An 18,949-nucleotide genomic window follows, 5' to 3' on the forward strand; every position below is an offset into this window, starting at 1 on the left:
AATGAAGCGAACAAACCGTGTCAACCCTTCTGCTCCAGATATGTAGTTCATTTGGTAGGTATGGCAGAAAGCAGTTCCAATTCATAGATCACGACCCCCTGCTCATCCATGGTGTCACGGGCTCCGGAAGCAGTGCCGGGCGGAATGACGATCTGCCATTTCGATCCTTCAGGCATGAGTGGCAGGACCTCCTGTAGAGCCGGAAGCGCCTTGGCCAGGGAGACGGTTCTCGGGATGCCACTGTCGTACGTATTGCCGAGCTCCTTGCCGTCTACCCGTGAGATGCGATAATTGACCTTGACATCATCTTTAAGGGTGGGTTTTTTGCCGCTCCCCTCGCGGATTATCTTGTACTGCACGCCGTCCGGCAGGCTCTTCACCCCCTCCCGTCCGGCGTTTTCCTTCAAAAAGGCCGCGCTTGCCTGACGATACTCCGCGGTCTTTTGTCGGGCGCTTGCCTGATCAGCAGCCACTATTTTCTTTTTCAGTTCTCTCAGAGTGTTGTTCATCTCGTCTTTGGACAACGAAGGCTCATGTTGCTTGAGAGCGTCCTGGACACCCTGCACCAAGGCCTCGGGATCGAGCTCCACGCCCTGTGACCTGAAGTCGCCGCCAATCTGGTAACCGACGCTGTAGTTGATTTTACCTGTCTCCCCCTTGAGCTCTTGCCTGTCGGCGGCCGATACTGCGCAGGGCACCAGAATCAATCCCAAAATTCCGAGCAATACGCACCTTTTTCTGTCGCTTTTCCCTGCCTGGTACGAGTCGGCATGTTTGGCGTCAGTCTCTTCCCACGGGATCTGAGTATTCAGGTTCCATCCCCGATGATAATAGCGGATCATGCAGAGTCCCTCCTCAAATTATATGTGTCAGAAGCATCAACAGTTATTGCCCTTCCCGTGTCGATCCATTCTCCTGCAACAGCTTGTTTCGAACGATAATTGCAGCCTTGACACGCGATCTGGACATGCGGCCGAATCTGGGTGTATTGGCTGTATCCGCAGGATGATTCTGTAGTGCAGTCTGGCGCGGAGATGCCGGTTCTGTAGAGGCCGTCGGTTGGTCCGTAGCCGAGGGCTGGTGCGGGGCAGGTTCGAGTTTTTCATCTCCGGTACATACCGCCAGGTAATGATCCGGATATTCTTTAACCCAACAGTCGGTATCTGCAAAGAGCAGTTGAGGCAGTAAAACCATCACGGCCACGATGATTGTTTTCATGGGTGTCTCCTCAACGCCTGACAGTCTTGCAGTTTGTACATTATGCTGAACACAAAGTGGTCTGCGGCTTGATTCAGCCGAAGTGCGATAACTCACTGATAGACAAAGTATATTTGGGCATTTAATTTTGCATATTTGGTGTATGTCTATTTATTTTATAGGGAATTTCCCATAAACAAGAAGGGCTTTGTCCTATAACTATTTCTTAACCTCAAGAAGCTCCACATCGAATGCCAAGGGAGATCCCGGCGGGATGACGCTGCCCACACCGGTTTCACCATAGGCGAGCGTTGCCGGGCATACCAGCTTGGCTTTACCGCCCGGTTTCATTTTCTGCAGCCCTTCCTTCCAGCAGGCAATTACGCCGTCCAACCTGAACTCCGTCGGGGTGCCACGCTTATAGGAACTATCGAACTCTTTCCCATCCGGGAGCATGCCACGGTAGTTAACCTTTACCGTGTCGGTCGGTCCTGGCGATGTTCCGCTCCCCTCGGCAAGCGAAAGGTAGATCAGCCCGGAATCGGTTTTCACCGCGCCCTTTTCCTTGGCGGCTTTCTCTAGGAATTCCTTGTTCAGCGGGGCCATTTTCTCCGCCTGGGCCTTGATGCGTGTACGGGCCAGTTCCTGAACCTTTTCGCTGTAGGCACTGAGTTCAACTTCGGGTTTCGTGCCCGTGACGCCGTCGGTTACACCTCGTTTCACGACCTCCAGCTCGGCAGGAGTGAGGTTGAATACCGCCAACTGACGGGCTACGGTCAGACCGACGGCATAGAGGGTTTTCTCCACGTCCATCTTAGGCGGTTCCCCGGCAAAAGCGGGAGAAGAGAGCAGGGCTATCAGGACGGTAACGATGAGTCTGTGCATGTTTTCACTCCTTTGATAGTTGTGTTTGTCAGGGTCTGGCGGCATGATTGTGAAAAGGGTGCGTCCCGCTGGAGACGCACCCTTTTCACGTTTACTGCATACAACCAGATGCTACCATTTGCCGATGATCGGTGCAGCTCCGGCCAAACCAGCTCCGAATGTATAGCTGCCATCGGTAGGCGTGCCGTTCCATACTCCGTTGCCGTTCAAGTCGAGATACCAGGTTTGATTGGCAAACATGCCGATCTTCGTGGTTCCCGTTCCTGTCCAGTCACCAGTCACCGGTACGGCTCCCGTGAGACCGGCGCCAAAAGTATAGGCACCGTCAGTTGGCGTTCCGTCCCATGCTCCGTTGCCGTTCAAGTCAAGATACCAGGTCCCGTTGGCATATAGGCCAATCTTCGTGGTTCCCGTTCCTGTCCAGTCGCCAGTCACCGGTACGACTCCCGTGAGACCGGTGCCAAAAGCGTAGATGCCGTCTGTTGGCGTTCCGTCCCATACTCCGTTGCCGTTCAGGTCAAGATACCACAGTCCGTTGCCATACACGCCGATCTTCGTGGTTCCGTTCCCGGTCCAGTCTCCGGTGACCGGTATGGCACCTGCGATACCGACACCGAAACTGTAGGTTGTGTTACTGGTACCCAAGGTGCCGTTTCCGGCCATGTCGAGTATCCAGGTACCGTTATTGTACACGCCGATCTTGGTGCTACCGCTGCCATTCCAGTCACCGCTTACCGGAATGTCACCAGTTGTGCCGAAAGTATAGAACTTGTCAATAGCTGGATCCCATGTGCTATTGCCCGTTGCATCGAGATACCACTGACCGTTAAGGAATACGCCAACACGGTCATTGGGCTTGAAGACAACCGGCCGCATCATGTCGTTCTCTTCATGGCCCAGGAGGTGGCAGTGCCAAACATACTCGTGTCCGAAGCTGGCAATTTGGTTGGTGACAGTCATCGGGGTACCAGTCAAGGGGTCAACGCCGGTGAATTGCGTTGTGGTACCCAGCGGCATGGTCACGTCAAGCGGTCGGACGCTGTCAGGAAGCGGGAAGGGTACCGGCGCTGTCTTCGGTCTCAAGGCAACTACGATGTCTTCCAGCGGATGCATCCTGACGGTGTCTTTCCACCCCAGTTCGTTGGCATCGGGGGGTCTTATGGCACCGTCCCAGCCGACCCGGTTGATTATCTGTACATCGGTCAGGTGGAAGTGGATGGCATGGGTGTCCACGCCGTTATGGGTGATTTTCCAAAGCTGGGGCTTGCCATTGGCGAGGTGCTCGGTAGGAGGGTCTATGTACCCCAGGGGGATCGTCGTCTGGATCAGGGCACTGGTAAATGGCAGTTCAACCCCCAGTGTGGCATTCATCCGTCCATAATCCGGGGTGAAGAGTTCCTGAATGGCCTTCGGCTGCATCGGCATCGTTACCGGTGCGGTTGCGCCGACCGGAGTGAAGGTCAGGGAAGTGGCCGAGATTGTTGAATACGTGTCAGTAGCTGCGTGATACGCCCCGGGGTAACCCGTCTGCGGAACCACCGGCGCGGGCTGCGACGCCGCATAGATCGTCGGTAGCGCCGCGGTTAACGGTGCCGAATTGAAGGGCACCGGAGTAGCTGCCGCTACCCGGAACTGCATGATGGTACGGGTATTGGGGCCGTAGCCGGCCTTTGTCGAAGGTGCGCCACCCATCCAGGTATTGTCCGGGCTGCCCGTGTAGTAGTCGATGCGCGGGTCGAACGCCGGCACCGGCGCGGGGGCGTCGTTGTACAGGATGACGGTCTTGCCGGCATAGGCGGAGAAGTCGACGATGACGTCGGCCCGCTCAGCCGGACCCAGGAAGAGCGCCTTGTCCAGCACATTCAGTACCACGATGTTCCTGCGATTATATTCATAGTTGACCGGCTGGGGATCGATCACGGCAGGCGCCGGCAAAAGACCGCCTTCGGTGCCTATCTGGATCATCGACGGGCCAGCCGTCGCTGGATCGGGCACACCTCCAGCCCTTGAATCCGTGGGCCAGGTTGGAGGGAAACAGCCAACCGGTGTTCCGGGGGCTCCGGTGCAGGTGCAGTTTGTCGTGACGGTTGCACTGCAGGCCGGTCGAGGGACTGCCGGAACCATCTTGACTTCCTTTTGATACCCGGGATTCGGCAGGCCGGTCACGGGATCAAACGGGGTAAGGGTAGGGTCGGCGGTAAATAACGACAGGTTGAACATCCGGTCGTTGGCTGCGTTCAGGATCCGCAAACGATATGCCTGCGGTTGCACGTCGAGATACGGATAGGCCGTGCCGTTGACGACAGCCGTGTCCATGAAACTTTCAGGCACGCCGGACACGTTAAATGTCGGCAGTCCGGGGAACTGGACGGGGAACACCGGCCAGAACCAGGGGCCGTAATCCCACCGGCCATAATTGTTCGCGCCAGTCAGGTCCGGGTTGGTCGGCCACTGGTTGGTCTCGTACACATGGGGGAACCAGAGATCGCCATACACGCCCCATTTGGGGTTGGTCCACTTCGCATCCTGGACGGCCACGTCCTGGGGGACGAAGGTCTTGTCCTGGATGATCAGGGGGATGAGGTGAGCAAGATCATTTGCCGGGTCAGTCAAAGTGGCCGGGTTGCTGATAGTTCCCGGCACACCGGCAGTCTTCAGCGAGGCTTCTTCCGTCGGATCTACGATAACATAACCTGCTGCCTCGCCGGCATAGACATTGAGGCGCGTGATCCCATAGGAATGGTCGTGGTAGAACATCAGCCTGCCGCTCTGGTTGTTGGTGTAGTAATACGTTGATACACCGGCCGGCTCGATCCCACCGTCCATGTCGGGAACGTTATGCAGACTGTCACCTTTGAGGTAGGTAGTAGACGTTTCTCCTGCTGGTGTAATCCACTGGTGAGGAGTCCCGTCGCTGATCCACGGAGTGTGCCCACCATGAAGATGGAGATCTGCCCGGTTCTGCGTGTAGGCATTCGTCCCGTCGGGGCCCATCCCTGCCCCCATGTACGTGGTGTCCACCGGTATGAAGAGGTCGCCCGCACCGTTAGCGCCAAGTTCGTTGAAGAACTTGATACGTACCGGCTTGTTCTTCGTGGCAAGGATCAGAGGTCCCAGGTAATGCGATGAATGGTCCGTACCATTTTTCTGGTAATACCCCCTGAGCTTGGTGCCGGTTCCCAATGTATCAGTTGTGAGGGGGAGGTCCGAGTGCATCCGTGCCCGGTAGTCCTTCAGTCCAATCTCGTAATAATCGGACCCAGAATACAAAGCGGTGTCCGGCGTTGCAATGGGGATGTACTGCCCCAAGTTGTTTGCACCCAGGGCGGTGCCGGCTGGTCGTGCACCGGCCCCCAGACCTGGCAGCGCGTCAACGAACTTCCTGAGTGGTGTGCCGGAATTGCTGGAAGCGCTGCTGTAGTTGCCGAGAGCGTTGACGTACTTCCAGTTACCTGCCGGGCTGTTGGCGTAGAATGTACCTCCGCTGGGCGTCGCGGATGCCGGGTAGTCGGGCGGCGGCGGCGTCGCCCTGGTCCCCGGTCCCGCCTGGACCGGCATAACCCCCAAGGAAAGGGCAGCTAGCGCCAGTACCAGGCTCATAATGATTGAAAATCGTTGTCTGTCCATGAATCCTCCTTTGAATTGCGTGTGCATGTTCCGTTTCCCTAGTTCGTACCGTCGGTCTGCGCCTGTTGTCTGATTTTCTTCATTTCTTCAACTTCGATCTTTGCCTGATTGCGTTTGGACAATACGGTCTTCTTCGGCGCCTGGTTGGTGCTCCGTTTGTCCTGCTCGATCAGTTTCTTCTGCGGGGTCCCGGAAGCGTGGTTCGGTCCTGCATTTACCGTTGCAACCAGCAGAACCGAGAGAACTGTCCCGGTTGCCAATGCCATTAATTTTCCCATGTTCTTTTCTCCTTTCAGTGTGCAAGTGTAGCGAGCAACCTACAATCCCGTTGACATTCACTTGATGGCGAGGAGTTCCACCTCGACGACGATCGTTTCATTCGGACCGACAGGCGACCCGATGAGGCTGGTCCGTCCCCGTTCCCCGTACCCAAGTCGGGGAGGGATGTAGAGCTGCCACATGGAGCCCACCGGCATAAGTTTTAACGCTTCACTCAAACCGGGGATGCCGCCCCCTTCCCGGACGCTAAAGGTTACCGGTCGTTCGGGATAGGATCGATCGAATTCAGCACCATTCAGAAGGGTACCGCGGTAGTTGCACAGAACGAAGTCACCATCCGTGGGCATCTTGCCAGAACCTGCCTTGAGTACCTTATACTGCAGACCGCTCGGCAGTGTCACCACCCCTTCCTTCGTTTTGTTTTCCGCCAGGAACGCCTGCCCCTCCTTAGCCGCCACTATCGGGGCCACCTTCTGTTTTCGTATCACCTCGGTCTGAACGGCGGCCATTGTTTTGCGAAGTTCTTCTTCGGTCATAAGGAGCTTGCCGCCAGCGAGCGCATCTTTCATGCCTTGAGTCAAGATGTCCAGATCGATCTCGGTTCCCTGCTGTTTGAAGTTCCTCACCACATTGACCCCGATACTGTAATTCACCTTGTCTTGCACAGTCTTGAGAACCGTCGGCTCCTCGGCCAATACTTGCGCGGCCAGCAGCACGACGCCAAGAACTACCATCCATTTCAGGGGCATTGTCACTCCTTTGCGGGCAAAATCAGGTCTGGCTGTGCCATAGCGGGCAAATCCAACCGCATCCGTTCCCGTGCTGGCCGGAAGTGGTAGATCTGGACCGCCTTCTCGTACCGCGACTCGCTGTGTTAGGCTTGAAGCGAACAGGCACAGGAATGACGAGGTGTACAGCACGACGGATAGATACGACGCCGATGTCCGGTTTGTCAGGAAAAGCGCAATACAGCCGAATGCCGCCGTAACCGACCAGAACAGGAGCGTCACGTTCATCGATGAAATGTTGTTGCGCACCATCAGGTAATGCAGGTGAAGATTGTCCGCCTGGAACGGATTTTTTCCATTCAGGAGCCGCACCAGCAGCACCCGGAGCGTATCGAATATGGGAAGGAGGAGCACCAGCACCGGGAACATCGAATCCACCGATGAGGTCGCATCCTGTGTCAGTCGCACGGCCACGAAGGAAAGAGAGAAGCCGAGGAAAAGACTCCCCGTGTCCCCCATGAAGATTCTGGCCCGGGGGAAGTTGTACAGGAGAAAGGCACTCAAGGCTCCCACAAAGGCGAAGCAGATGACTGCGACCATGACGTTGCCTGCAAGGAGAGCGGCAATCCCCAAGAACAGGAAACCCAGGAGCGAAACGCCACCGGCAAGTCCGTCGAGACCGTCGAGGAGATTAATCGCGTTGGTGATGCCAATGATGCTGACATAGGTGAAGGGAATGCTGAGCAACCCGAGGTCCACCCGCCCCAGTGATCCGTAGAAGCCAATGTGGTGAATGGTGATATCTCCGCCGAATATGACTATCGTGGCGGCTACCGCCATAACGGCAAATTTCATTTTCCAGCCAAGTGAGATGAGGTCATCCATTATTCCCATGGCGATCAGAAGGAACGACGCGACAATGAATGGCGTCAGGGTGTTGCTCCCGTTTTCGATGAATAGAAAGGGGAGCACACCGGCAAAAAAAGCCACCCCTCCCCACCGGGGAGTTGTCTTGTCATGCAGTCGCCGCTCTCCAGGTACATCCAGGCACCTGCAAGCCGTTGCGCAACGGATGACACGCGGCGTGATGATGGCAGTGAGCAGAAATGAAGCGAGGCAGGGGATGACGAATTTCATTGCGGAATTCCTCCCAGAACCCGTCGGAGCTTGCTCGTGTAAACGTGGGAAAAGTTGTTTGGTACAGGAAACAGGGGGGAACAGCACCTGTTTATATTTTGTAATTGTAGTAACTATACGCGAAAACCATCGTTCGTAAATTCGGCGGTTATCCGTATTTTTCATAAGTGTTCAAGATACAGCCTCATAGGTATTTGTGAGCTGCAGAATACCTAGTTTGTCCTACTGTCTAGTATAAAGATTGCGTCGTCGGATGCAAGGGTAGAGCATATAGCGTGATTGATAGGACAAACTCGTAGCATAATCAGCATTAGTACCTATGAGGCACTGGCAGACTATCCTAGTAAAAAAACGGACACCTGCACATATCGTCCCCGGAAACAGCCTGTTATTATCCCTAAGGAAAGATTTGCATACAAACCAGATTCCCGCGAAAACCATTGCGGGAACGACAAGACGGAGAGCTCCTTTGCCTGCCCTTATGAAGACACCGGGCGGACGATACAGCATTGTCAGGGGACAAACGGGCTGCCATCCGGTATACTTAGACGTTGTGCATGTGTGTGCGCAGCAGGTATGCGAGGTGAACATTGGTTACGGACAGTGAGAGAGACGTGTCAACCACCGGCACCGAAATGAAGTTCCCGAAGGGAAAGCGCCCTGTCCTCCCCCTGCCGGCACTGTCTTCTCCTCGGACAGAGGACGAGACCCAGATGCAGTTGCATGAACTTGAAGCGCAGAGGATCGAACTGGAGATGCGAAATGCCGAGCTTCTCCAGGCCATGAACGAAACAGAGAAGGTCCTGCAAAAATACAGTGACCTGTTCGATAATGCACCGGTTGGCGGCGTTATCATGGGGCGAAACGGAATGATTCGCACCGTCAATCATGTTGGTGCCCAAATTCTGGGGGGCGGACGATCCGACCTGATTGGCCGACGGTTAGAACATTTTATCCCGGATTCCGCACGTTCGATCTTCACGGAATTTCTCGGGAACATGCTCACGGGGGGGCAGAAAGCTACCTGCGAAGTTGAACGCTCGCGAGAGGGGAATCGGTCTATTATCCTTTTCGAGGGGGTTTGTCATGCGGTTGAGGACGAGTGTCGCATCGCAATGATCGACATCACCGACCGGAAATTGTCAGAAATGGGCAATCAGAAGCAGCGTCTGCAGGAGTTGTCCGGAGAGTTGGCCCGTGCAAACCGGGAGCATCACCAGGAGATCTTCAGGCATAAACAATGGGAGGAGACACTGAACGTTTCCCTGAGTCAACAGCGGAAACTCGCGTCCCATCTCATGTCCGTCCGGGAGGAAGAGCGAACGGCGGTTGCCCGGGAAATCCACGACGAACTGGGCCAGATGCTGGCGGCCCTCCAGTTGAACGTGTCGCTCATGGCACAGGAATACCGTGACCACGCACAGCTTGTCGCCAGGACTAAAGCGATGGAAAACCTGATCACCGCCTCCATCATGACCGTCCAGCGGATCTCCTCGGAACTGCGACCGGTAATGCTCGATATACTGGGGCTTGCCGATGCCATTGAGTGGCAGGCCAAAGAATTCCAGAAGAGGAGCGGGATTCCCTGCAAATCCATCGTTCTCCTCGCAGAGAAGAAGCTGGACCGCGACGTGTCTACGGCGGTCTACCGGATATTCCAGGAAGCGTTGAGCAACGTCATTCGCCACTCGGGTGCCACCAGTGTCCAGGTGAACCTGGTGGAACGGAAGGGGTGTCTGACGCTGACGGTACGCGACGATGGTCGAGGAATTACCGAAAGGGAGAAGAAAGACGTGCAGTCCTTTGGCGTCGCCGGGATGCGGGAGCGCGCCGAGGCGTACGGAGGAAAGTTGAGAGTCTGCGGCTCTCCGCAACGGGGGACCGCAGTGTTTGCAAGAATTCCGTTACCAGGGAAGGAGTAACTGCATGCCCACCAGGATACTTGTGGCAGATGATCACGCCATCTTCAGGGAAGGACTCAAGCAGGTTATCGGCTCCACAGTCGACATGACCGTTGTCGACGAGGCGATCAATGGCCAGGAGCTTCTGAACAAGATACAGAGCAACGAGTACGACCTGGTGATCCTCGATATTTCCATGCCCGGCAGGAACGGGCTCGATGTCCTTGTGGAGATGAAAAACATAAAGCCAAAACTACCGGTCCTCGTCATGAGCATGCACCCCGAGGAGCAGTATGCGCTCCGCGCCTACAAATCGGGAGCATCCGGCTACCTGACCAAGGGTAGTCCCTCCCACGACCTCATCGATGCGCTGCAGAAAATTTCGCTGGGGAAAAAATACGTGAGTTCCGCCCTGGCGGAATCGCTCGTCAACGGACTCAGCGAGAACAATCAGCAAGATCTTATCCACAGTCTCTCCAACCGGGAATACCAAGTGATGAGCCTGATCGCTTCCGGCAAGCCGGTCGGCAAGATCGCCGTCGAACTGTCACTGAGCGTCAAGACCGTCAGTACCTACCGTGCCCACATTCTTCGCAAGCTGAACATGAAAAACAACGCGGAACTCACCCGGTTCGTCATAGAAAACAAGTTGCTCTAATAGCTCTATACGGCAGGTGGAGGTATGTCACATACCCAATCCATAGTTATTGTTTCCGACCGTAAGTACGCCGACCTGTTGAGCCCTCTGACGATCGATAACGCGCGCATCGTGCATTTGCATGCGGGCGGATCTGAGCTCATCGCCGCCATGGAGCCCAACGAACCCGACATCGTCATCCTGGACTGCGGCGCTGACGCCAATGGCGGGATAACCATTCTCCAAGAACTCAAAACTCTGCGTAACGACCTGCCGGTTATCTTCCTGACCGATGCCAGTTCCGAGGAAACTGTCCTCAAGGCATTCAAGGGGGGAGCCCGGGAGTATTTCCGCAAACCGGTCGATCTGCTCGAACTCCAACAGACGGTTGAGCGTATCCTTTTTCTTCGCAGGGGAGGGCGGGAAAGCAGGGGTTCCCTGAAAGAGTTCGCTCCAGATTTCACCGGGATGCCGGGCAACCTCCCTCCCAACCTTCCCTCTGCAATCAGCCGTGCGGTCATGCATATCCATGACAATTTCAACGGTACTCTTTATCTCGATGACCTGGCTCGGGCAGCCCATCTCAGCAAATTTCACTTCTGTCGTAACTTCAAGCATTATATCGGGGTAAGCCCGATGCGATTTGTGAACATGGTCAAGATCAGGAAGGCGGAAGCCCTGCTGCTGCAGGCCGATGTCACGATTTCGACCGTGGCCTATAATCTCGGATTCAACGACCAGAGCGAATTCACCCGGCAGTTCAAGAGCATTATCGGCGTCTCCCCATCGGCATACCGGCGTTCCCGCCTCTACTGATCTCTTCTCACCCACTAAAAAGAGGGGAGGGCTAAACCCCTCCCCTCGGTCCTTCCCTACGAAGCGCAGTCGATCATTGCCGCACAGTAGTTACCGCCGTTGCCTGGTCGACGTCCGCATCATTGTCAACAACGGTGACAGTCCAGGTTATATCCCCCAATACGGTAGGTCTGAACGGCGGGAATTTGAACATGACCGTTTCGGCCGGCGGCACGGAGACGTTGATGGTCTCGCTGTAGACCTGGTTGCCGTTCTGCATGCCGACCAGGGTTGCCGTGGAAGTTCCAGGCCCGGTCCCCTCGTTGAAGAGCAAGAGGTGGAAATTGACCGAGTTCGCCTTACCCTTTTCCTTCAGTTTGATCTCTTTTGTTGCCATAAACTTCTGGATGTCGAAGTCGAACTCGGTAAGTGGTGGAGTGGTGACGCCGCTCCCTGTCAGATTCAAAACGGCCGGGTTGGTGACCGGGTCGTTGCTGGTGATGTTCAGGCAGCCGGTATCGGTCCCCGTATCCACTGGCGCGTAGGCTACCGACAGGGTCTGGCTGCTTCCCGGGGTGACCGTGAACGGCGCCGGTGGCGACCAGGTAAACTCCGTGCTGGTCCCGGTGCAGAGGGCGATGGCGGTTATGCTGAGATCTGCGGTGCCCGTGTTTTGCACCAGGGTTGTCAGGGTTGCGGACCCGCCGGTGAGGATGGAGCCGAAATTCAGCGATGCCGGATTAAGAGCGATACTCGGCGTCGGTACCGGGGTTACCGCGACCGTAAAGGAGTTGGTACTGACGATTTCCTGGCCGTGTTCTGGGTTGTTCGGATCGGGTGTCCAGCGCGGGCCGAAGAAGGCGCCGCTGGCGTCGAACTGGTTGCCGTACCAGGCGACATTCCAGGTGTACGTTCCCGCAGCCGCAGGTGCCGGTGCTGTCAGGGTGATCGGGTAACCGGGGCCGCCACCAATACCGGCCGGGCCGGTACTTCTTGCCAGTTCAACCATGTTCTGGTCATAAAGGATCGCGCGAATCCATCCTGTCCGGTAGCCGCCGGTAATGTTGACGCTCACCGTTTCGCCGGGCGCATAAGTCTGTTTGTCGGTCGTGCCCGCGACATTTATGTCGCTTTTTGTGCTGTCCGTGTGAACGCCGTGGGCGTGGCAGCCATTGCAGGTGGCAGTCGCGCCATGACAGCCGGCACAGTTGGTAGTGTAGAAACCCGAAAATGCATTTGCGTTAGGCACCCACGACATCCAGGCGGCCAGCGCCAGGATGCAACAGAATACCAAAGATGCTTTTTTCATGATTATTTCTCCTTTTGACGGTTGCGATCGTAACGAGCTCAATTGATGCCGATTGTGTGACCCACTGGACTCACCTCCTTTTGTAGTGCGACGGTTGCACAGAGAACTGGTCGTAACGTCATGCTCTCATGGTGCCGACAGCAGAAGAATAAGTACCGCAGGGGAAAGTGTGAGGATTGTCAGGTAATCAGGAAAGGGAGCCGGCAAGGCATTCTTGTCGAGCGACTGCACTGGTGCGAGCAGGTGGCTGGTTTAACATTCACTATGTACGTATCTATTAACTGAACCTCCATGATTGGTGGTTGTGATGTTGTTCCAAATATAGTCGTAATTAAAGGATTTGCTAGGAGGTTATTGCTATTAATTTTGCTAATATTGCTAACTTATATTTATGTGGTTGCTATTATACCTTAAAATGCACAAACATACTGTCACAAATTGCAAATAATAAAATTATTATTGTACAAATATTAATCTTATAACAGCACAAACAGTTGTTTGTGCCTGCTATATTAATATAGTTATTAATAAGTATAGTATTTATGTTTTTTTAAATTTTATCAAAAGCTGGTTGCGAACTTAATTAAAAAGCAAGTTTTCACTAACATAAAGCAATAATTCCCCTTGTCATTGGTTCAATACCTTTTACACTTCTTGCAGAAATAACCTTTAAAAATCGAACTATTAACTGACGTTTTATCAATATTTATTATTATTTCCAGCGACGATGAGGGGGAAACAGGGCTACATGGGCGTGACAACTGCTTTACTGCCATCTGTAGGCCAAACTCTGTATTTCACACCTTCATTTTCCTAGGCAAATGTATAGAAATCACTTAGCGAATTAACAGATATTCACTGAATAGACGAACGTGTAGATTCGAGTAAAGTTGATCGTAAGTACAAAAAATATAAAGGCTTTTCACCAGGCAACTCTGCCTGGTGAGGGAAACCGCCGGCCATACTCGCCACAGTGGAGTGAACTTTTTCGAAAGGAGAACACAAACTATGCGCAAACAAACTAAGTGGTTATCTGTATCCGGTCTTCTGGCGCTACTCGCCGCCGGAATTGTCGGAACTGCCGGCGCCAGCACCCTGGTGCCACAGACCGCCCTGCCGGGGGGGTGCATCCCGCAGTTTGCCGTAAACCTGCCGGTATTCGGCCCGGCTGGCCCCATCCCACGGGTGGATGCCTTGAAACACAAGGACATAACGGTCACCATGGAAGAGACCGCGCAGGCGGTACTGCCGACCGACACGTCTCTCTACAATGCGCAATACTATGACCCGTTCGCCGCTGCGTTTCTCAACTGCCCGGCTCCCGCAGATCTCACTATCCAGCCGACCCGGGTCTGGGCCTACGGAATATCTGACACCCATACCGGCAAGACGCTCGCTCCCGCCAACTGGCCGGCGGTAACGGTGGAAGCGAAGCGCAGAACCCCGACGACTCTTACCTTCAAGAACGTGCTTCCCAAATTCGGCGAGCCGGTTACCATTAACGGTGCCGACACCACCGGCCTTGTCCAGGGGTTGGTGACGGTCGACCAGACCATCGACTGGGCCGACCCGCTCGGCGAAGCGGCGTTGAACGGCTGCACGAACTTCCCGCAGGACCCGAACAACGTCTTTACCACTAATGCCAATCTGAACCCTTACTGCAACACACCGTACCAGGGTTCCCCCCCGGCCGTTGCCCACCTGCATGGCGGAGAGAGCTCGTCGTTTGTAGATGGCGGCCCACTGCAATGGTTCACCCCGGATGGTCATAAGGGGTCCAACTACTATACCCAATTCAATGCCGGGACCGGCACAGCCGTCTTCACCTATGACAATGCCCAGGAGCCAGGTACACTCTGGTTCCACGATCATGTCATGGGGCAGACCCGGACTAACGTCTACAGCGGCATGGCGGCGTTCTACTTCCTGCACGACCCGTCGAACGAGCCCATGCGGCTGCCGGACGGCCCCTTTGAAATCGAGATGGCCATCCAGGACCGGCAGTTCGACACCAAAGCCCAGCTGTTCTTCCCCGACGGCTTCCCTGAAGGCAACGGTAACGCTACCTTGTGCGGTACCGGTCAGCCGGGCGATCCCTGCCTGAACGGCGGCCCTCCCAATCCATTGAACCACCCGTTCTGGATCCCGGAATTCGCCGGTGATGTGGCCATCGTGAACGGCGCCCCCTGGCCGAAGCTCAGTGTGGAACCGCGGCGTTACCGTTTCCATCTCCTGGACGGCTCCAACGCCCGCATGTACAACCTCAAGTTCGGTCCCGCTACGGTATACGTGGCAGGTGCTGACGACAGCTATTTCAACAAACCGGTCAGCCCCTCGAACGGCACGATATTCCTCGCTCCCGGCGAGCGCGCCGACGTGATCGTCGACTTCACGAGACTGGCTGGTCAGACAATCACGGTCACCAACGATGCGCCGGTCCCGTTCCCGTCCGGGCTTTCCCCTGTGCCGTATGTCGATCCCCTGAACCCGGCCTGCGATCCTGTTACCCATATCTGCCCCGCCGACCAACCGCAGATGGCGAGCATCATGCAGATCGTGGTCGACAAGCCTCTCTCTTCCAAGGACCATAGTTGCGATCCGCGAATCGACTGCCGCCGGCCGATACCGATGGTCAGGCTGACTGACGGCAAGGGGAATGTGGCCGGTAACGTCAAAATCGACAAGAAGAGACAGCTCATCCTGAAGGAGTTCGAAGGCCCCGGCGGACCGCTCATGGTGTTCGTCAACAATACCCAGTTCATGGGTACCATGTCCCCCGGCATCGATAAGAGCGTCTTCGGGGAAGACCCCATCACGGGTGGCGTCACCGAACTGCCGCAGCAAGGGTCCATCGAGGAGTGGGAGATCATCAACCTGACGATGGATGCGCATCCCATGCATACCCATCTGGCACAGTTCCAGATCCTGAACCGTCAAGCGTACGACATTGACGGAACCATGGGGTCCCAGATACCGGGTGGGTACCTGGGCGCCTGGAACGCGGCATTTGGCACCGACTCGACGATGGCTCCGCTGTTCAACGGCTGCACGGCCGGTCAGTTCTGCCCCGGCTACGGTCCGCCGCTTCGGTACGAAATCCCCAACGCCGACGGCGCCCTGGGTGGCAATCCTGCAGTAAGTCCTTACCTGGTTGGGGCTGCTACACCGCCGGCTCCGGAAGAATCCGGCTGGAAAGACACGGCAAAGGCGTATCCGGGCCAGGTTCTGCGATTCCTGATCAGGTTTACGCCCACTTCCGTTCCGGCGACCTCCACCTCGACGACGGGACAAAACCTATATCCCTTCGATCCTACCGCAGGTCCCGGTTATGTCTGGCACTGCCACATCGTGGATCACGAGGACCAGGATATGATGCGGCCATACAAGGTCACTAAGTAATTTCCGACTGCCTCAAGGAAGAGGGCCGCACCAAGCGGCCCTCTTTTTACCGGCTGATAGTGATTCACATCAAAATCCTGACGGAGAATGCAGATGATAAGACTGAGTACGTTTCTGGCGATGTTGGTGTTAACGATTTCTATCTGCCGGGCGGAAGAAATATCTCCCTTGGACAACAAGAAGGCAAAGGACAGCTACAGCCTCGGTTATGATTTCGGCAACAACCTCAGGACACAGGAAGTGGATCTGGATGTGAACCTGCTGATTGCCGCCATCCGTGAGGCGCTCGAAGGTAAGGCGCCTGCGATGAAAATCGATGACATGCGGGACAACCTGAAGCAGCTGCGCAAGGAGGTGCTGATCCGCTACAACCTGCGCATTAATGGTCAGTCCGCGAAAAACATAGAGGAAGGAGCGAAGTTTCTGGCCGCCAACAAGTCGAAAGCAGGCGTCATTACCCTCCCCAGCGGTCTGCAGTATACGGTGCTGAAAGAGGGGGAGGGTCCCCGCCCGCAATTGTCGGACCGGGTAAAGGTCAACTACCGTGGAACGCTGGTAAACGGCACCGAATTCGATACTTCTTTCGGCCCGAGCGGGCCGGCGATAGTCAGGGTCGATGACGTCATCAAGGGGTGGACCGAAGCGCTCCAGCTCATGAAAACGGGTGCGAAGTGGCAACTCGTTGTCCCCGCTGAGCTTGCCTACGGTAAGCGGCAATTCGGCCGCATTCCACCCAACAGCACCCTGATCTTCGAGGTGGAACTCATCTCCATCGAAAAGGCTGCCGACCCCAAGGGAACCGAACAGCAACCGCCTGAGACCAACAGCTGAAAATACGCCATGGTGTGGTCGCCGTTCGACACACTCCGCTTCCAGGTCGAAGAGGGTGACATATACGGAGGCATTGGTGAGAGCGATTCTTTCTGCGTTTATTCTCCTGGTGGCAGCCGTGAGTTCGGCTGCCGCATCCGGCGATATTCAGGCAATGGCCGCCGGCTCCGCCCACACGGTTGTCCTGAAAAACAACGGGACGGTCTGGGCATGGGGGGATAACTATTTTGGCCAGCTCGGCGACGGCACGGTCACGGAGCGCCATACTCCGGTCCAGGTGACGGGCCTTGCCGGGATAACCGCAATTGCTGCAGGGGATTATCATACCGTTGCCCTGAGAAACGACGGGACGGTCTGGAGCTGGGGGGACAACTACTGTGGCCAACTCGGTGACGGTACGACTACGGAGCGCCAATCACCGGTCCAGGTGACGGGCCTTGCCGGGGTGACGGCCATAGCCGGAGGGGATGCGCATACCATCGCCCTGAGAAACGACGGAACGGTCTGGGCCTGGGGTGACAATTATTACGGCCAACTCGGCGACCGCACGGTCACGGAGCGCCATACTCCAGTCCAGGTGACGGGTCTTGCTGGGATTATCGCCATTGCCGCGGGATATTGCTATACGGTTGCCCTGAGAAACGACGGGACGGTCTGGGCCTGGGGTATCAACTCTTACGGACAGCTTGGCGATGGAAAGACCCTTGAACGCCACGCCCCGGTCCAGGTGACGGGCCTAGCCGGGGTGACTGCCATTGAAGCGGGATGGTCTCATACGGTTGCTCAGAGAAACGACGGGACGGTCTGGGCCTGGGGGGACAACTATTATGGCCAGCTCGGTGACGGAACGACCACGGAGAGCCATACTCCGGTCCAGGTAACGGGCATTGCCGATGTCATCAAAGTTGTGGCGGGGGGAGTCCATACGGTAGCCCTGAAAAACGACGGGTCGGTCTGGAGCTGGGGAGATAACAGTTCTGGCCAGCTCGGCAACGGGACGACTGCAGAAAGTGATGCTCCGACCCGCGTGACGGGTCTTGATGGGGTAATCGCCGTTGTTGCGGGAGATTTTCATACCGTTGCCCTGAAAAGCGACGGGACGGCCTGGGCCTGGGGGGATAACTATTATGGCCAAGTCGGTGACGGAACGACCACACAGCGTCGTTCCCCGACATTAGTCCGTACACTTGCACAACCTGCCAAGATAGGTGTCTTTAGTGAGGGGTACTGGTATCTCGATACGAACCGGAGCGGGGTGTGGGACGGCACCCCTGCAGATGTCCTCGGCATTTTCGGCCTTGGTATTGCCGGAGCAATCCCCGTTGTCGGTGACTGGAACGGTTCCGGGACCACCAAGTTCGGCGTCTATGATCCTGCTACGACCACCTGGTATCTGGATTACAACGGCGATGGGCAGTGGAATGGCGCGACCGACAAATCATACTGGTTCGGTATTCCCGGTAGCATTCCCGTAACTGGAGATTGGAACGGGAGTGGCAGCACCAAGATAGGCGTCTATGACCCCGCTACGACTATTTGGTATCTGGACTACAACGGCGATGGACAGTGGACCGGCACGCCGACCGACAAATCATACTGGTTCGGTATTTCAGGAGCCATTCCTGTTACCGGAGATTGGAACGGTAGCGGTCCTGCCAAGATCGGCATCTACGACCCTGCTACCGCCAGATGGTATCTGGATTACAACGGTGATGGACAGTGGAGCGGCACGTCGACCGACAAGTCCTACGTCTTCGGTTTTGCAGGTGTCAAACCCGTAACCGGAGATTGGAACGGCAGCGGTACCACCAAGATCGGCGTCTATGATTCTGCCACTGCCACATGGTACCTGGACTACAATGGTAACGGCTTCTGGGAAGGACAACCCCTGGACACCACTGCCAATTTCGGCCTCACGGGTTCGACTCCGATTATAGGGAAATGGTAGTAGTAATGGGTGTCGAGCAAGCTGTAACCAACGGCAACATAGCTCTATGCTGTACTCTTGTAGGACTAAGAATTAGTTAATCTGCGTATGCAATACCTCTATTTAGTCCGTATATCTTAGGACAAAATCAGACATTCCCCCACTTTCCCCTAGAAACCAGATAGTTAAAATTTACACAGAAACAGACATGTATAGCGCTGATGCATTTGTGCGTGACCGCTCGCTGACGCACCCCCCCCCGGCTAGTTACCGATGCAGAACTTCTCTGACTGTGAG

Annotated in this window: 13 protein-coding genes; 6 read left to right on the forward strand and 7 right to left on the reverse strand. The window is 55.7% G+C overall.

Going from position 1 to position 18,949, the window contains the following annotated elements:
• Nucleotides 1-47 precede the first annotated feature (47 nt).
• The 6 genes from LDN04_RS12535 to LDN04_RS12560 all read right to left on the reverse strand — a co-directional run bounded on the left by LDN04_RS12535 (nt 48) and on the right by LDN04_RS12560 (nt 7,853).
• Nucleotides 48-842, reverse strand: coding sequence for an FKBP-type peptidyl-prolyl cis-trans isomerase N-terminal domain-containing protein (locus LDN04_RS12535; protein WP_223911029.1), 795 nt, complete (start codon nt 840-842; stop codon nt 48-50).
• A gap of 43 nt (nt 843-885) precedes the next feature.
• Complete coding sequence (locus LDN04_RS12540) at nt 886-1,218, reverse strand: hypothetical protein (protein WP_223911032.1); 333 nt, start codon at nt 1,216-1,218, stop codon at nt 886-888.
• Between the two features lie 198 nt (nt 1,219-1,416).
• On the reverse strand, nt 1,417-2,082 hold the full coding sequence (locus LDN04_RS12545) for an FKBP-type peptidyl-prolyl cis-trans isomerase (RefSeq protein WP_223911034.1): 666 nt from the start codon (nt 2,080-2,082) through the stop codon (nt 1,417-1,419).
• 111 nt (nt 2,083-2,193) lie between these two features.
• Nucleotides 2,194-5,709, reverse strand: a complete 3,516-nt coding sequence (locus tag LDN04_RS12550; RefSeq protein ID WP_223911036.1) for a multicopper oxidase family protein — start codon at nt 5,707-5,709, stop codon at nt 2,194-2,196.
• Between the two features lie 38 nt (nt 5,710-5,747).
• Nucleotides 5,748-5,987, reverse strand: a complete 240-nt coding sequence (locus LDN04_RS12555) for a hypothetical protein (protein WP_223911039.1) — start codon at nt 5,985-5,987, stop codon at nt 5,748-5,750.
• A 57-nt stretch (nt 5,988-6,044) separates the two neighbouring features.
• Entirely contained in the window at nt 6,045-7,853 is a 1,809-nt protein-coding gene (locus LDN04_RS12560; RefSeq protein ID WP_223911042.1) for an FKBP-type peptidyl-prolyl cis-trans isomerase N-terminal domain-containing protein, read from the reverse strand.
• A 614-nt stretch (nt 7,854-8,467) separates the two neighbouring features.
• Between LDN04_RS12560 and LDN04_RS12565 the strand changes: the two genes are divergently transcribed.
• Genes LDN04_RS12565 through LDN04_RS12575 form a run of 3 tightly spaced genes read left to right on the forward strand, consistent with a single transcriptional unit; the run spans nt 8,468 to nt 11,207 of the window.
• Entirely contained in the window at nt 8,468-9,775 is a 1,308-nt protein-coding gene (locus LDN04_RS12565; RefSeq protein ID WP_223911044.1) for a PAS domain-containing sensor histidine kinase, read from the forward strand.
• Nucleotides 9,776-9,779: 4 nt separating this feature from the next.
• Nucleotides 9,780-10,412, forward strand: coding sequence for a response regulator transcription factor (locus LDN04_RS12570; protein WP_223911047.1), 633 nt, complete (start codon nt 9,780-9,782; stop codon nt 10,410-10,412).
• A gap of 24 nt (nt 10,413-10,436) precedes the next feature.
• Nucleotides 10,437-11,207, forward strand: coding sequence for an AraC family transcriptional regulator (locus LDN04_RS12575; RefSeq protein WP_223911049.1), 771 nt, complete (start codon nt 10,437-10,439; stop codon nt 11,205-11,207).
• A gap of 73 nt (nt 11,208-11,280) precedes the next feature.
• On the opposite strand, the gene LDN04_RS12580 is transcribed toward LDN04_RS12575, so the two are convergent.
• The gene (locus tag LDN04_RS12580) at nt 11,281-12,495 is read right to left on the reverse strand and encodes a choice-of-anchor D domain-containing protein (protein WP_223911052.1); all 1,215 of its coding nucleotides are present in this window, start codon (nt 12,493-12,495) and stop codon (nt 11,281-11,283) included.
• A 1,008-nt stretch (nt 12,496-13,503) separates the two neighbouring features.
• On the opposite strand from LDN04_RS12580, the gene LDN04_RS16900 reads away from it, so the two are divergent.
• From LDN04_RS16900 to LDN04_RS12600, 3 genes are all read left to right on the forward strand, one after another.
• Entirely contained in the window at nt 13,504-15,894 is a 2,391-nt protein-coding gene (locus LDN04_RS16900; protein ID WP_276572189.1) for a multicopper oxidase domain-containing protein, read from the forward strand.
• A gap of 93 nt (nt 15,895-15,987) precedes the next feature.
• Nucleotides 15,988-16,725: an FKBP-type peptidyl-prolyl cis-trans isomerase gene (locus tag LDN04_RS12595; protein WP_223911054.1), complete on the forward strand. Its 738-nt coding sequence runs from the start codon at nt 15,988-15,990 to the stop codon at nt 16,723-16,725.
• Between the two features lie 76 nt (nt 16,726-16,801).
• Nucleotides 16,802-18,673: a hypothetical protein gene (locus LDN04_RS12600; protein WP_223911057.1), complete on the forward strand. Its 1,872-nt coding sequence runs from the start codon at nt 16,802-16,804 to the stop codon at nt 18,671-18,673.
• Nucleotides 18,674-18,949 lie beyond the last annotated feature (276 nt).

The sequence above is a fragment of the Geobacter sp. AOG1 genome (genome assembly GCF_019972315.1).
GTDB lineage: Bacteria > Desulfobacterota > Desulfuromonadia > Geobacterales > Geobacteraceae > Geomobilimonas.